Origin of the sequence: Nonomuraea sp. NPDC048881 (genome assembly GCF_040649795.1) — a bacterium.
Lineage (GTDB): Bacteria > Actinomycetota > Actinomycetes > Streptosporangiales > Streptosporangiaceae > Nonomuraea.
Window position 1 is genome coordinate 704193 of sequence record NZ_JBEZGC010000002.1, and the last position, 14594, is coordinate 718786.

Genomic DNA, 14594 nt, shown 5'->3' on the forward strand with positions numbered 1-14594 from the left:
GTTGACCCAGTACAACTACCCGGACCAGATGGCCCAGGCCCAGCAGCCCGCCGCCCTGGCCGGCCAGTTCGCCCAGCGGTTCCAGCTCCTGGCCGGCAACATCGAGCGCGTCGTCCGCGGCAAGCGCGAGGCCGTCGAACTGGCCCTGATCTGCCTGTTCGCGGAGGGCCACCTGCTCGTCGAGGACGTCCCGGGCACCGGCAAGACCACCCTCGCCCGCTCGGTCGCGGCCAGCGTGGACGCCGAGTGGCGGCGCATCCAGTTCACCCCCGACCTGCTGCCGAGCGACATCACCGGCGTGTCGATCTTCAACCAGGCGCACCAGAAGTTCGAGTTCCACCAGGGCCCGGTGTTCGCCAACATCGTGCTCGCCGACGAGATCAACCGGGCCTCGCCCAAGACCCAGTCGGCCCTGCTGGAGGTCATGGAGGAGCGCCGGGTCACCGTGGACGCCGAGCCGCACCCGGTGCCGCGGCCGTTCCTGGTGGTGGCCACGCAGAACCCGGTGGACATGGACGGCACGTACCCGCTGCCCGAGGCCCAGCTCGACCGGTTCCTGATGAAGATCTCCGTCGGCTACCCCGACCACGTCTCGGAGGTCGAGGTGCTCAAGGGCGGGCCGACCGGGCCGCAGGTCGAGCGGCTGCCGGTGGTGGCGCGGGCGACGGACGTGGCCGGGATGATCGACTTCGCCTCCCGGATCCACGTGGCCGACCCGGTCTACGACTACATCGTCGGGCTGTGCGCGGCCACCCGTACCAGCCCGCACCTGCGGTTGGGCGCGAGCCCCCGGGGAAGCCTCGCGCTGCTGCGCGCCGCCCGCGTCAGGGCGGCCGCCGCCGGACGGCACTACGTGGTGCCCGAGGACGTCAAGGCGCTGGCCGTCCCGGTGCTGGCACACCGGCTGATCGTCACGCCTGAGGCCGAGCTGCGCGAGATCGGCGCGGCGTCCGCGCTCGGCGAGATCCTCGCCGGGATGCCGGTGCCGCAGGCGGCGTAGATGCGGCTCACGGCCCTGTTCACCCCGCTCGGGTGGGCCACGCTCGCGGGCTCGGCGGCGCTCTACGCGGCGGGCTTCGCCCTCGGCTACCCCGAGCCGGTCGTGCTGGCCACCGGCGGCGTGCTCGCCCTGGCCGCCGCCCTCGCCTGGACGGCCCCCACGCCCGACCTGGAGGTGCGGCGCGAGGTGACGCCGCTCAAGGTGCCGAGGGGCGAGGCGGCGGTCGCGGTGCTGAACGTGGTCAACCGGGGCCGGCGCGGCCTGTCGGGGCTGCGCGTCCAGGACCGCGTCGGGACGTCGGAGCACCTGATCGGCCTGCCGCGGCTGCCCAGGAACGCCGCGCGCACCGTCTCCTACCCGCTGCCCACCGACGTGCGCGGCGAGATCCCGGTCGGGCCGCTGCTGCTGGTCCGGGCCGACCCGTTCGGCCTCACGCGCCGGGTGCGCCGGTACGGCGACGCCGTCACCCTCCTGGTCCGCCCGCGCACCGTCGCGCTGTCCGTGCCGCCGTCCGGCCGGGCCCACCACCTGGAGGGGCCCACCAGCGACAACGCCCCCAGCGGCACCGTCACCTTCCACACCCTGCGCGAGTACGTCGTGGGCGACGATTTGCGGCACGTCCACTGGCGCTCCAGCGCCAGGACCGGCACGCTGATGGTCCGCCAGCTCATCGACGCGAGCCTGCCCACCACGACCGTCGTCCTGGACACGCGGGAGCTGACCGAACTGGCGGTCGACGCGGCGGCGTCCGTGGCGGTGGCGGCCGCCCGCGCCGGGTTCCCGGTGCGGGTGCTGGCCGGCGAGCGGGCGGCGGCCGACGCCAAGGCCGACGCCGACCCCGACGCGATCCTCGACCGGCTCGCCCTGGCGCGGCCGGGCTCGGCGGGCGTGGGGGAGATCATGCGGGTGGCGCGCGGCGGCGGGTCGCTGGTGCTGGTCACCGGTGACGCGGCCGAGGCGGGACGGGCGGCGGGGGTCCGGCGGCGCTTCGACCGGGTGATCTGCGTGCTGACCGGTCCGGGGCCGGTGAGCGTGCCCGGCGTCACGGTCCTCCCCCTCACCGACCTGGCCGCCCTCCCCTTCGCCTGGACCCCCCGATGACACCCCCAGAACCCCCCACCCCCGCTCCGGTTTCTCCCGCGCCCGCCCCCGCTTCCCCCGCGCCTGTCGCGCCCGCGCCCGCGCCCGCCCCTGTCCCTTCTGCGTCCGCGTTCGGGGTGGGGTGGCGGAGAGGCGTCGGGCTGGTGGTGGTGGCGGCCGTGGCCGGGGTCGCCGGGTGGGGGTTCCACCGGGTCTTCCCCGGCGCGGAGCTCCTGCTCGCGATCGCGCCCGCCGCAGTCGCCCCCGTCCTGGTGGCGGCGCTCACCGCGCGGCGGCCCCTGTGGCTCGCGCTCGCGCTCGACCTCGTCGCCTGGCTCGCCGGGACGATCCCGCTCTACCACGGCCTGGCCCCCGGCGTGCTCGCCGACGTGGCCGACGCCTGGCACGCGCTGCTCACCACACTGCTCCCCGCCCAGCCGGAGCCGCGCCTGCTCGTCCTCGTGCACACGCTCGTCTGGGCCGCCGCCGTCATCGGCGCCGAGACCCTCACCCGCACCCGCACCAGGATCGCCGCCGCCGTCCCCGCCCTGGCCGTGTTCGCCGCCGCGCTGCTGCTCGGCGTGGACGGCGAGGGCTCGAACCTGCCGGTCGCCGCCGCCCTGTTCGTGCTCGTCGCCGCCCTCGCCCTGGTCCGCGACGACCGCTCGCCGCTCTGGCTGCTCGGCGGCCTGCCCGCCGCCGCCGTCCTGGCCGCACTGGCGCTGGTGGTGGGGCCGTTGCTGCCCGTGGCGGCGCAGCCGTACGACCCGAGGCAGGACGCCGATCTGCCGCCGCCCCGGCGGGTGGACAGCGTGAGCCCGCTCGACCGCGTGTCGGGCTGGCTGCAGATCCCCGACAGGGAGCTGTTCACCGTCAAGGCGGACAAGCCGCTCAACTGGCGGCTGGCCGTGCTCGACCGCTACGACGGCGTGCGCTGGACGTCCGGGGCCCGCTTCCGTCCCACGGGCGGCCGGGTCCCGGAGGGGGAGTGGACGGGGGCCGCGCGGGTCGTCCGGCAGCGGGTGACCTTCACCGGGCTGCCGGGGACGTGGCTGCCCGCCGCCGAACGGCCGGTCGAGGTCGACGGCGTCCCCGGGCTGGCCGCCGACCCGCAGAGCGGCGCCCTGCTGGCCGACCCCGCCGCGGGAACCGGCAGGCGTCCCGGCAAGGGCTTCGCCTACGAGGTGACGTCCAGGGTGCCGGAGCCGTCCAAGGAGGACCTGCTGGCGGCCACCCCCGCGCACGACGACACCGCGCTGACCGCGTTCCCGCCCGGGCCGCAGGAGAAGCTGTTCCGCGAGCTCGCGCGGGAGGCGACCAAGGGCGCGGACGCGCCGATCAAGCAGGCGTACCGGCTGCAGAGCTACCTGCGCACCAGCGCCTCCTACGACGTCACCGCGCCGCCCGGCCACTCGCTCAAGGGCCTGGAGTTCTTCCTGCGGACCACGCACCGGGGCACCTCGGAGCAGTTCGCGGCGACGTTCGCGCTCATGGCCAGGACGCTCGGGCTGCCGTCGCGGGTGGTGGTGGGCTTCCGGCCGGGACAGGCGTCCGGGGGCGTCTACCACGTCAGGTCGGGGCACGTCATGGCGTGGGCGGAGATCAAGTTCGAGCGGCTGGGCTGGCGGCCGTTCTACCCCACGCCCGGCCGCAGCGGCGCCAAGGACGACCACGACGTCGTCTCCTCGTCGATCAAGGAGAGCGAGCAGCTGGAGGGCGAGTTCACGCGCGGGGGCGGCGACCGGTCCGGCACGGCCCGCCCGAAGGCCGGGGAACAGGGCGCGCGGCCCGGCGGCGGGCCGTCGCCCTGGGTGCTCGCCGCCGCCGTGGGCGGGGGCCTGCTGGTGGCGTACGCGGTGACGGCCGCCGTGCTGCCCTGGTGGCGCAGGCGGTCCAGGAGACGCGGCGGGGCGCCCGGCGACCGGGTGCTCGGCGCCTGGCGGCAGACCTGCGACGACCTGCGGCTGGGCGGCAGGCGGACGCTGACCGCCGAGGACGTCCTGACCGGCCAGCCACCCGACATCACCACCCATCTCAGGCCGTTGGCAGAAATTTCGAACTTCGTCAGGTATGCCCCCGACGACGTCACCGACGCCGACGCCGCCCGCGCATGGGACAGCAGCGACGCCGTCCGCCGCGCCGCCCGCTCGCGCACCCCCCTCCCCACCCGCCTGCGCGACCGCCTCCTCCTGCGATGATCCCGTCCATGAGAAGCGTCGAGGCCCAGCTCCTGCACCGCCCGCCCGGCCTCACCGCGGCCGACGTCGTCCGGCACCTGACCGCGATCCAGGCCCAGGACGTGCCCTCCGCCCTGCTCGCCTTCCGCGCCCGCTCGGCCACCCTCACACCGTCCGGCATCGAGGCCGCCTGGCGGGCCCGCGAGATCGTCAGGACGTGGGGCCCGCGCGGCACGCTGCACTTCGTGCACGCCGACGACCTCCCCTGGATCCACGCCCTCACCAGCAGCGACACCGCGGCCCTGCGCCGCCTGCGGCAGGAGGGTGTCACGGGAGACGACCTGCTCCCGCTCGCCGTGAACGCGCTCGCCGGCCAGGGCCCGCTGACCAAGGCCGAGCTGACGGAACGCCTCGCCGGACGGGCCCGCGGCCAGGGCGTCGTGCACCTGATGGCGCTGGCCGCCCATCACGGCCTGGCGGTGCTCGGCCCGTCCAGGGCGGGCAAGCCGACGTACGTGCACGCGGGCGACTGGCTCGGCGCGCCCGTCGTGCCCGAGCCCGACCGCGGGAAGGCGCTGAAGGAGCTGGCCGTGCGCTACCGCCGCGCCCACCACCCGGCCACCCCCGAGGACCTGGCCGCCTGGTCCGGCCTGCCGCTCGGCGAGGCCCGCGCCGCCTGGCGGACGAGCGCCGCCCAGGACCAGCCCGAGCCCGGCGAGCCCGTGCTGCGCCTCGCGCCCGCCTTCGACGAGTTCCTGATGGGCTGGCGCGGCCGGGACGGCGTCCTGGCCCCCGAGCACGCCGCCGAGGTGTTCCCCGGCGGCGGCGTCCTGCGCCCGGTCGTGCTGGCCGGGGGGACGGTCGCGGGCGTGTGGTCCAGGAAGGGCGCGCAGGTGAGCGTGCAGCCGTTCGGCGAGCTGCCCGAGGAACCGGTCCGGGCGGAGATCGAGGACGTCCGCCGCTTCCTCAGCGGCCGCTGACCGCGTCCTCGCCGCACTCTTCCTGGCCGAGCCCGTCCTCGCCGGGACTGTCCTGGCCGAGCAGGGCGGCGGCCACGGCGTCGGCACCGCCGGCACCGGGAAGACGGGCACGGACGGCCGGGCCAGGAACGGCAGCCCGCCGCGCGACACCGCCAGCAGCCGGGGCTCGTTCCCGCTCGGCAGGTAACGCAGGCTGGCCGGCCCGCCACACCCGCCCGTCCCCGTGGCCCACCCCGACCAGGGCGATGACCAGCTCCCCCGTGCCATCCGCCTACCCGGAAGAAAGGCATGTGACCGTTGGGAGGGAATGGTCGTGAACGCGATCCGGCACATCGGGTGATAAGAGAAGAACCACTTGACGCACGGAGGCTGGACATGACGGGGGAGACCATCACGACGGCGGTGCCGTGGGCCGCCCGCGCGCCCGGCGAGCGCACGCTCGACGAGCGCTTCGAGGAGGTGTTCGACCGGTACTTCGGCGAGATCCACGCCTACGTCGCCCAGCGGCTCGGCCCCGACCACGCCGAGGACATCGTCGCCGAGACCTTCCTGACCGCCTTCCGCAAGCGCGCGCTCTACGACCCGTCGCGGGCGGGCGTGCGCGCCTGGCTCTACGGCATCGCCACGAACCTCATCGGCAAGCAGCGCCGGCTGGAGGCCCGCACACTGCGGGCGCTCGGACGCTGCGGCCCCGACGGCGACGCGCCCGGCCACGAGGAGGCCGTCGCCCTGCGGGTCAGCGCCCAGAGCCTGCGTCCCAACCTGGCCGCCGCCCTGGCCGAGCTCGACCGGCGCGACCGCGACGTGCTGCTGCTCGTCGCGCTCGCCGGGCTGAGCCACGACGAGATCGCCACCGTCCTCGGCATCCCGTACGGGACCGTGGGGTCGCGGCTCAGCCGGGCCCGCAAGAAGCTGCGCGGCCTGCTCGGCACGCACGTCCTGGAGCCCACCCATGGCTGACCCCCGCCCTCCCGCCTCGGAGCAGCCCGGGCCCGCTGCCGACCCGCGCTCGTCCTCCGTTCCCGAGCAGTCCGGGCCCGCTCCTGACCCGCGCTCGTTCCCTGGCGGTGACGACCTGCGGGTCGTCCGGGACCTGTACGGGCATCCGGCGCCCGCACCCTACGCCCAGGCCAGGGTGTGGCGGCGGGTGGCGGCCGCGCGCCGCCGCCGGCGCTTGACGCGGCTCTCGGCGCTCTCCCTGGCCGCGGCCACCGCCCTCGCCGTGGCCCTCATGCTGGTCAGAGGGACGCCGTCCGCCGTGCCGGGCCGTTCGATCCTGCTCGCGGCGGCCAGTACGGCGGCCTCCGGGCAGCAGGCGACCTACTGGCACATCAGCCGGCTGCACGACGGCGACCGCCTCACCGAGCTCTGGGCCACCAGAGACGGCCGAGCCTGGACCTGCACCTCCACCCCGGCCGCCAACTCCGCCCTCACCATCACCTCCACCCTGGCCCCCACCTCCACCCCTGCGGCTCCCACCTCCACCGCCGCTCCTACGGCTCCCACCTCCACCCCTGCCGCCTCCGCGTCGCACCTGGGCCGCGTCGCCACCCCCGCGCCCCCCTCGGGACCGGCCCATGAGGGAAGCTGTGCGGGGCGTGGGCGGGTCGTCCCGGTGACGGGCCGGGCGCCGTTCACCATGGCGGGCCGCGACCTGACGTTCCGCCAGATCCAGGAGCTGCCCGCCGACCCCGCGGCGCTCAAGGAGCGGGTGGCCGCGATGTTGCCCGCCGGTTCGGCGGGCCTGCTCGCCGACGCGCTCAGCGGCCTGCTGTGGAGCAAGCCGTCGCCTCCCGCCGTACGCGCCGCCGCCTACCGGGCGTTGGCCGACCTGCCCGACGTCCGCTACCTGGGCGGTCGCGCCGACCCCCTGGGCCGTCCCGGGGAGGCGTTCAGCTATCCGCTCCCCACCGGCGTCCGGCGGACGTTGATCATCGATCCGGCCACCTCCCAGGTCCTCGCCGGCACCGACGCGGGCGGGACCGGCGGCTCGCAGATCGTCCTCACGGCAGGCTGGACCGACCAGGCCCCCAACCTGCACTGAGCCGCGTTCCCTCCCACCCCGACCTGCACTGACCCCACCCCGGCAGGCGCGTGACCGCCGCGCGGCGAGTTCAGCGCGCCCCGAAACAGGAGCCGCGACGTGTTCTGGCGTGCCCGCACGACCACCGGCAGGGCCATCTGCCTGAGCGACCAGTTCCCCGCCGCCGACGTCGCGGAGGTGATGGACGGACGGGTCCGCTTCGCCGGCCTGCCGCCCGCCGACCTCGGCACGGAGATCGACTGGACCGCCGACCCGTACGGCAACCGCTCCTGGGCGCTGAACCTGCACACGCTACGCTGGGCGGGCCGGCTGGTCGCCGCGTACGAGCGCACGGGCGAGCGGGCCTGCCTGGAGCGCGCCGCCGACGTGACCGCGCAGTGGATCAGCCGGAACCCGCGCGGCGGCCACGAGCTGAGCCCGTGGGCGTGGGCCGAGCACGCCGTCGCCCTGCGCGCGCCCGTGCTGGTCTGCCTGAGCGAGCACGTGCGCACCCCGCAGCTGTGGGCGAGCCTGGCCGAGCACGGCGAGGTCCTGGCCGACCCCGCGCTCTACCGCGCGGGTCACAACCATGGGCTGGACCAGGACATCGGGCTGCTGCTCATCGGCTGCCGCCTCGGCCGCGCCAAGTGGCGCGACCTGGCCGTACGCAGGATGACCGGGTCCGCCGAACTGGCCGTCGACGCCCAGGGCGTGCTGCACGAACAGGCCCCCCGCTACGGCCTGTACGTGCACCGCCGCCTCGGCGTGGCCCTGCGCGCGATCAGCGAGAGCGGCGCCGAGCCCCCGGCCCGCCTCGCCGCCCGCCGGACCGCCCTGGAGGGCTACATCGCGCACGCCACCCAGCCCGACGGCTGCCTGACCCCCATCGGCGACAGCCCGGCCGACACCCGCGCCCCCGGCTTCCCCCACGAGGGCCCTCTCGTACGCGTCTTCGACGCCGGATACGTCTTCGGCAGGACCGCCTGGGACGACCCGCGCTCGGCCCACTACTCGCTCAGGTTCGGCCCCGGCCGCCGTCTGCACGGCCACGAGGACCACCTCGGCGTCACCTACAGCGCCCAGGGCCGCCGCATCCTGGTCGAGGCCGGGTTCCACTCCTACGAACGGACCGAGTACGCGGCCTGGACCCGTACCCCGCAGGCCCACAACGTGCCCGTCCCGGACGGGGACTTCCGTCCCGGCACGGCCACCCGCCTGGTGCACGCCGACCTCGCCCCCGGACGCCAGGAGTTCGAGCTGGCCGACGACGCCTACGGGGTGACCAGGACCCGCCGCGTGTTGGTCGGGCACGGCGAGGACGTGATGGCCGTACGCGACTCGGTCCCGTCCGGGACGCTGCGCAGCCTGTGGCACTTCGACCCCGCGCTACGGCTGGTCGAACGGCGGACGGACGCCGTGGTCCTCGGCGACGGCGACTGGCGCGTCACACTGCTCCAGCGGCCCGCGACGGGCATGGAGGTGGGGACCACGACGGTCTCCACCGGCTACCTGCGCACGGCGGAGGCGGTGACGGTCACGTCAGGAAGCGCAGCCGAGGTACTGACCATGATCCTCCCCGGCACCGACACCCCAGCCACCACCCACCTCCCCCTGCCATGGACCCCTTCTCCTTGACCCACAACCCGTGCACCTTCTCAGGCACCCAGCCACCGCACCCTCGTCACCACCAGCCCCCACGACCGCCTCGCACACCCCTACGACCCGGCGCAGACCCCCGGACCAGGAACCACGGCGCCGGGCGCGCGATGTCGCCCACCAGACACCGCATCACCGCCCGCACATCGTCACCGGGGAAAGACCAGGCGGCCCTGCCCCACGTACCGACCTGGGACCGGCACCAGGGCTCACCGCCCCGACTGCCCCCGTCCACCGGTACCGCCACGACATCCGCAGGCGGGACGCCACCGCGCGCCTTGCCAGCCACCCCACTCGTCCGCCGGAACCCCCACTGCATCCGCCCACGGGGACCGCCCCTGCGTCCCGTCTCTCGGGCCTCTGCCGAACCCTCGTGCAGTTCGGCAGAGGCCCACGACGGCCGCCGAGCCCCCACGCACCCCGGCAGCACCGAGAGACGGTCGAGGTCGGCTGCCCACATGAAACCGGCGAAGTAGGTCGTCGCGGCATCCAGCGAGACCAGGTCGGGCCGAGGCGGTCCGGGAAGTACGTCGCCCCGGCGTTCAGTGAGGCCGGGTCAGGCCAGGCGGCGAGCCGTGTTCACCAGCTCGCCGACCCCCGCGATCCGGGTGACGACCTTGCTCCCGTCCATCAGATACCGGGGCGGCTTCCGGGCATGGCCCACGCCCCCGGGCGTGCCGGTCGCGATGACGTCGCCCGGCCGCAACGTGAGAATCTGCGACAGGTACGCGATCAGCTCACCCGGCGGGAACACCAGGCCGGCCGTGTCCGCCTGCTGCACGACCTCTCCGTCCACCTCGCACTCCAGGGTCATCGCCCCGCTGATCTCGTCCGGCGTGACGAGGAAGGGCCCGAACGGCGTCGTCCCCTCGAACGTCTTGCCCTGCAACCACTGCGCTGTACGGTTCTGGTAGTCCCTGGCCGTCACGTCGTTGAGCACCGAGTATCCGGCGATGGCCGCCTCGGCCTCCGCACGCGAGGCGTCGCGCACCTCCGCCCCGACGATCACGGCCAGCTCACCCTCCCAGTCCATGGAATCCGACACCGCGGGCAGCTCGATGTCGTCGTACGGCCCGATCAGCGCCTCGGCGAACTTCGCGAACACCGTCGGATACCGCGGCAACTCCCGTCCCATCTCCAGGATGTGATCGCGGTAGTTGAGCCCGACACAGATGATCTTCCCCGGCACCGGCACCACGGGCGCCAAGTCGGCCGTGGACAGCGGATGCCGTGCACCGTCCGCCGCGGCGGCCACCTCCCGCCAGCGCGGGTCGGCCAGCAACATCCCGACGTCGGGCGCCCCGACCTCAACGGCGTGCTCCCCGTCGATCCGGACGGCGGCCGTACGGCGCGGCAGTCGCAGCGTCGCGAGCTTCACGCGAGCTCCTCTCGATACTGGTGCAGGCCCTCAAGAGGGCGTGTCGGAAAACAGAACACTTCGAACCGGCCCGCGCGCCTGAACCAACCGCGCCCCCGGATGCAGCGGTGCTCAGGCAACAGCAGCCCCAGGGCACGGGATGCCCGCCCTGACGGCCGCGGTGACACCCGGCAGACCGTCCAGACCGGAGCGGGCCGGCACGACGGCCCGCCGCTCGCCACCCCCACCCACCGAACCCACCTCACCCGTCCGCTGGACCGCCCGTTGAACCGTCGGATGGAGCGTCTCCCATGCAGCCGCGCCCTGAACCCAGGACGTACGGGCATCAAGTCGCCGACCTGCGCCCAGAACAGGACAGATGCACGACAGCGACGTCCACGTACAACGTCTCATCGGGATTCATGCTGCCCAACGCTAGGGAGTAATTCCGCGTACTGCACTAGCGTTCTGCTGTGAAGAACAAGCCCGCGTACCCCCTGGGCTCGGTCGACAACGCGCTGCTTCTCCTCCACATGCTGCGTGACCAAGGACGTCTCAAGGTCACCGACGTCGCCAAGGAGCTCGGCATCGCCCGCTCGACCGCGCACCGCCTGCTGGCGATGCTGGTCTATCGCGACTTCGCCGTCCAGGACGAGCACCACACCTACCTGCCGGGCCCCTTCCTCGGCCCGGCGGCGGGCGACGGCGGCGGCTCGTCCCTGCGCGAGCTGCGCGCGCACGTCCGGCCCGCCATGGAGGCCCTGTGCGCCCGCGTCCGGGAGACCGTGAACCTCATGGTCAGAATGGGCACCGAAGTACGCTTCCTGGACAGCATCGAGTCCCCGCAGATCCTGTACGTCGGCGACCGCCGCGGCACGATCCTGCCCGCCCACCGCGCCTCCGGCGGCAAGGTCCTGCTGTCCTCGCTGCCCCGCGACCAACTCGCCGACCTCTACCAGGACCTGCCCGAGCAGGAACGCGCATCCCTGCTCCGCGAACTCGACGAGATCCGCCCCCGCGGCTACGCCCTCAACCTCGACGGCACGGAACAGGGCGTCTCGGCGATCGGAGCGGCGCTACGCAACGGCCGCGGCACCCCCGTGGGAGCCCTGTCCATCTCGATCCCCTCGGCCCGCTACACCCCTGACCGCCTCCCGTCCCTCCTGACCGACCTCCGCCAATCCATAACCGAGGCCGAACCCCACCTCACCAACTTCCCCACCTGACCCGCCGGACGCCCTGGACAGCCGCCCACCTGCTCCAACCACCACAAGACAACCCACTATCGAGACGACGTGAGCAACAGCGGCTTGAGCTGCCGAAAAAACTCCACCGCATCCGCCAACGAATCCCTCCCGGGCGCCCCTTCGATGATGTTCACGGTAAGCAGGCGCTTGTAGTCAGACGTCCACCCGTAGACAAACGCAATGCTCTGATCCTGACCATTCTTCCGCCGAGCAGCGAAACCCGGCCCGAGACCATCAGGAAGATCGGTTCCATTGGTGGATCGCCTTGTGTTCTCCAGATCTTCCGCATCATCCGGCGAGGGATCGAATACTTCGATGACGAGACTCAGCTTGCCTTTTGCAGTCAGATCCGTGGCCACGGAGCATGACGCGAACCGGCCCTGGTCCATCTTCGTCCCGACGGCACTGTAGTTCTTCAAGCCTGTGGCGATCTTGATGGCGTCCGCCGAGATCATGTCGCATTCCAGGGGGGCTGCGGTCACGTTACCCAATGGCCGGTTGTCCGACGGCAGCGCAGGGGAGGCCGAACATGCTGACACCACGAGAGCGCTGAGGAAGGCCACCAAGAACGAGATTCTCATGAGTCTCGCTCCTGATAGTTGGCCTCGGACTCCTTGAAACCGAGCACGATGGCCGCGTCCGGGCGGTCGAACACGCGGCCGGTCTCGTTGAGATGCAGCCACTCGTCGTAGGACTCCCGCTGGTCCGCGTTCATCTCGTCCCAAGGTTTGATCTCTCCATTGACCAGGAAGTGCCCGGCAGCCCCCGGCGAGAAGTCCTTGTGACGGTACGGATGCGTCCTGGCCGGTACGGAACCGTCCCCGAACAAGCCGTGGCGCATCATGGTGGCCGCGGTCAGGTCCGAGAACATGTGCTTGGCGGCCCCCAGCGCATCGTCGGCGTTTATGCGGGCCTGTTCCTCCCGGCCGGGCTTGATCTTGCCGAAGAGCTCTCCCTTGGCCGTGTCGACCAGCAGTCCGATGAACTTGCTTGGAGGGCCGGGGGCAAGCCCGACGACCGCCTCCGTCATCTCCCTGAATGCGGAGAAACGGGCGTCTTCCGCCTTAGCCTTCTCGATGCCGGAGAGGTTGGCCGCATCGCTGATCATCCAGGTCGTCACGCTGAGGCCGCGTGCCGCTCGGGCGAACTCCGCGCCTCCGCTCCGGGTCATCCGCTCCTCGAGGATGTCCTGCCGTGCGGCGTCCAGTTGCTGCCGCGTGGCGCCGGGGTGCGACTGGCGCCAGGCCGTGACATCGGCCTCGACCTCCGCTTCGATCTTGGCTGCCAGTTCGTCCAGCATCCGGGCGGCGTACAGGCCGTGCGCGGCGGTCACCTTCCGGAAGGCGTCGTCGTCCTCGAACCCCCAGGCCATGGCCTGCTTCATGTCCTTGGCGTTGAACTTGGCGCCGTAGGGGTCGCCGCCGAGGAGGTTCTTGTCCGCATTGGCGCTTGTCTCCACTCCGGGTCTCTTGTCGGTGAACGACTGGGCGTCGCGGTGCACGTCGCCGATGTACTGGCTGAGGACGGTGCCGAGGTGGGGGCGGGTGGAGGGGAGGTTGGTCTGGACCTTGGGGTCGCTCCAGAAGCGGACCGCCCAGGAGGCGATCAGGGCGGACTTGTAGCCGCGTGACCCGCCCGGTGGCAGGTCGTGGTCGCGGAATTCTGTGGTGGCGGCCTGGATGGCCCAGCCGAGGTCGGCGTCGGCGTCGCCCAGCCAGGGGTGGGTGCGCATCAGGTAGGCGAGGGGTTTGCGGGCGGGGTCGGTGAAGAAGTCCTGGGCCACGGCGGGGTGGTGGGCCAGGGCGATCAGGGCGGTGCCCATGGGGCTGAGGTCGCCGGGGGAGATGTCTCTGGGGCCGGGGAGCGTCCAGGGGTCTCGGGGGAGGGACAGGTCGGGGGGATGGGCGAGGTCCAGGTCGTGCAGCTTGCGGACCAGGGTGAGCAGGAAGGTGTGGTCGAAGTCGCCGTCCTGGAGGAGTCTCTTGACGGCGAACGCGTCCTGGGGGTGGTCGATGTCCTCGATCAGGCGGTCGGCGTAGTCGGCGGTCAGGCGCGTCCGGCCGACGCCGTGGGAGGCGGTGCCGAACAGGGTGCTGAGCATGGTGAGGAACCGGTCCTGGGTGGCCGTGTCGTAGAGGAGGGGGCGGTCGCCAGGCGGGAGGTCGTAGGAGTATGCGCGGGCGATGAGCGATTTGAGTTCACGCGGCGGCATCAGGGTGAGAAAGGCCACGGCGAAGAACGGGTCGTTCTTGTGACGTTCGAGTTCGGCTACGGATTCTGCGTCGAGTGAATGGGATGCGATTTGCGCACGGAGTCGGGCGGCCAGTGCGGTGGCCGCGGCCGCGCCTTCGGAGGGGGATTTCGACAGCCGTGGGGATTCGTCGGCCCAGAGGACGCCGTCTTCGCCGGGGCGCCGGTCTGGGGTGGCGAGGATGAGGTCGAGGCGGCCCTGGAGTGTGGGGATCTGGTCGTGCAGCTGGCGGCCGATGGTCGACAGCTGGGCCGGCCCCCACAGGGCTACGCCGAGGGCGGTGAGGGCTCGTTCGACTTGGAGGCCGATGTCGGGAAGTGTGCTGCTTGCTCGCTTCATGCCGTTGATGAGCTGGGTCATCAGGGCGGGGTCGATGCCCACGGGAGGGGTCATGAGGCAGGCTCGGACGGGTGCAGCGTGTCGAGCAGCCTCAGGGCCCGGGTGAACAGGTCCTTGAAGCCGTGGTCCCAGGTGCGCAGGTCGGCGGCGAGCCTGTCGCCGGCGGGGCCCTTGAGCGCGCCGCCGTCCACCAGGCGGATCAGAGCGGTCAGGTCGTTGGCGTGTTCGTCGCGCAGTCGTTCGATGTGACGCCGGGCGGCGGTTATTTCGTGCTGCGTCGCCATCATCACCCGATTTCGTTGCGCTTTGGGGCGGGGGAGGGGTGGTCGATGGAATATTAGCCCGCCGCGTCGGCGCCGGTGAAACGGAAAAGGAGTCCTCGCGTGATTCGGCTCTGGGCTGATGAATTGGGCGAAGGTTTGTGATGATAAAGAGGCTAAATGCTTTAATTTCGTTGTATTTGGTGAATGGGAGGGAGGGGGAA

At 72.8% G+C, this 14594-nt stretch carries 12 protein-coding genes; 8 read left to right on the plus strand and 4 right to left on the minus strand.

All coding sequences use genetic code 11. From position 1 onward, the window contains the following. Position 1 precedes the first annotated feature (1 nt). The 7 genes from AB0C33_RS08840 to AB0C33_RS08870 all read left to right on the plus strand — a co-directional run bounded on the left by AB0C33_RS08840 (position 2) and on the right by AB0C33_RS08870 (position 8895). Positions 2 to 1000 (plus strand): MoxR family ATPase, encoded by a 999-nt coding sequence (locus AB0C33_RS08840; RefSeq protein ID WP_358285117.1) that lies wholly within the window; start codon positions 2 to 4, stop codon positions 998 to 1000. Further along, positions 1001 to 2101 (plus strand): DUF58 domain-containing protein, encoded by a 1101-nt coding sequence (locus AB0C33_RS08845; protein WP_358285119.1) that lies wholly within the window; start codon positions 1001 to 1003, stop codon positions 2099 to 2101. Positions 2102 to 2217: 116 nt separating this feature from the next. Then, positions 2218 to 4278 carry a DUF3488 and transglutaminase-like domain-containing protein gene (locus tag AB0C33_RS08850; protein WP_358285147.1) on the plus strand — a complete coding sequence of 687 codons (2061 nt, stop codon included), beginning with the start codon at positions 2218 to 2220 and terminating at the stop codon, positions 4276 to 4278. Between the two features lie 8 nt (positions 4279 to 4286). Next, a complete protein-coding gene (locus AB0C33_RS08855) occupies positions 4287 to 5237 on the plus strand; it encodes a winged helix DNA-binding domain-containing protein (RefSeq protein WP_358285149.1) in 951 nt (316 codons plus the stop codon). Positions 5238 to 5612: 375 nt separating this feature from the next. After that, the gene (locus AB0C33_RS08860) at positions 5613 to 6197 is read left to right on the plus strand and encodes an RNA polymerase sigma factor (RefSeq protein ID WP_358285151.1); all 585 of its coding nucleotides are present in this window, start codon (positions 5613 to 5615) and stop codon (positions 6195 to 6197) included. Continuing rightward, on the plus strand, positions 6190 to 7281 hold the full coding sequence (locus tag AB0C33_RS08865; protein WP_358285153.1) for a hypothetical protein: 1092 nt from the start codon (positions 6190 to 6192) through the stop codon (positions 7279 to 7281). The genes AB0C33_RS08860 and AB0C33_RS08865 overlap by 8 nt, the downstream gene beginning before the upstream one ends. Before the next feature lie 99 nt (positions 7282 to 7380). Beyond that, positions 7381 to 8895: a heparinase II/III family protein gene (locus tag AB0C33_RS08870; RefSeq protein ID WP_358285155.1), complete on the plus strand. Its 1515-nt coding sequence runs from the start codon at positions 7381 to 7383 to the stop codon at positions 8893 to 8895. Between the two features lie 577 nt (positions 8896 to 9472). Here the strand turns inward: AB0C33_RS08870 and AB0C33_RS08875 are convergent. Beyond that, entirely contained in the window at positions 9473 to 10294 is an 822-nt protein-coding gene (locus AB0C33_RS08875; protein ID WP_358285157.1) for a fumarylacetoacetate hydrolase family protein, read from the minus strand. A 452-nt stretch (positions 10295 to 10746) separates the two neighbouring features. Here AB0C33_RS08875 and AB0C33_RS08880 point away from each other — a divergent pair, with 452 nt between their 5' ends. After that, positions 10747 to 11499, plus strand: coding sequence for an IclR family transcriptional regulator (locus AB0C33_RS08880; RefSeq protein WP_358285159.1), 753 nt, complete (start codon positions 10747 to 10749; stop codon positions 11497 to 11499). Between the two features lie 56 nt (positions 11500 to 11555). Here the strand turns inward: AB0C33_RS08880 and AB0C33_RS08885 are convergent, their stop codons facing one another. From AB0C33_RS08885 to AB0C33_RS08895, 3 genes are read right to left on the minus strand one after another with little or no spacing between them, the layout of a single operon-like run. After that, positions 11556 to 12101 (minus strand): hypothetical protein, encoded by a 546-nt coding sequence (locus tag AB0C33_RS08885; RefSeq protein ID WP_358285161.1) that lies wholly within the window; start codon positions 12099 to 12101, stop codon positions 11556 to 11558. Continuing rightward, positions 12098 to 14164 carry a hypothetical protein gene (locus tag AB0C33_RS08890; protein ID WP_358285164.1) on the minus strand — a complete coding sequence of 689 codons (2067 nt, stop codon included), beginning with the start codon at positions 14162 to 14164 and terminating at the stop codon, positions 12098 to 12100. Before AB0C33_RS08890 ends, AB0C33_RS08885 begins: the two co-directional genes overlap by 4 nt. Further along, positions 14161 to 14397 carry a hypothetical protein gene (locus tag AB0C33_RS08895; protein WP_358285167.1) on the minus strand — a complete coding sequence of 79 codons (237 nt, stop codon included), beginning with the start codon at positions 14395 to 14397 and terminating at the stop codon, positions 14161 to 14163. Before AB0C33_RS08895 ends, AB0C33_RS08890 begins: the two co-directional genes overlap by 4 nt. Between the last annotated feature and the right edge of the window lie 197 nt (positions 14398 to 14594).

What these genes read in the sequence shown, in the direction of transcription:
- AB0C33_RS08845 (WP_358285119.1), top strand. Translation starts at nt 1,001, where the DNA reads ATGCGGCTCACGGCCCTGTTCACCCCGCTCGGGTGGGCCACGCTCGCG.
- AB0C33_RS08855 (WP_358285149.1), top strand. Translation starts at nt 4,287, where the DNA reads ATGAGAAGCGTCGAGGCCCAGCTCCTGCACCGCCCGCCCGGCCTCACC.
- AB0C33_RS08860 (WP_358285151.1), top strand. Translation starts at nt 5,613, where the DNA reads ATGACGGGGGAGACCATCACGACGGCGGTGCCGTGGGCCGCCCGCGCG.
- AB0C33_RS08865 (WP_358285153.1), top strand. Translation starts at nt 6,190, where the DNA reads ATGGCTGACCCCCGCCCTCCCGCCTCGGAGCAGCCCGGGCCCGCTGCC.
- AB0C33_RS08885 (WP_358285161.1), bottom strand. Translation starts at nt 12,101, where the DNA reads ATGAGAATCTCGTTCTTGGTGGCCTTCCTCAGCGCTCTCGTGGTGTCA.
- AB0C33_RS08890 (WP_358285164.1), bottom strand. Translation starts at nt 14,164, where the DNA reads ATGACCCCTCCCGTGGGCATCGACCCCGCCCTGATGACCCAGCTCATC.
- AB0C33_RS08895 (WP_358285167.1), bottom strand. Translation starts at nt 14,397, where the DNA reads ATGATGGCGACGCAGCACGAAATAACCGCCGCCCGGCGTCACATCGAA.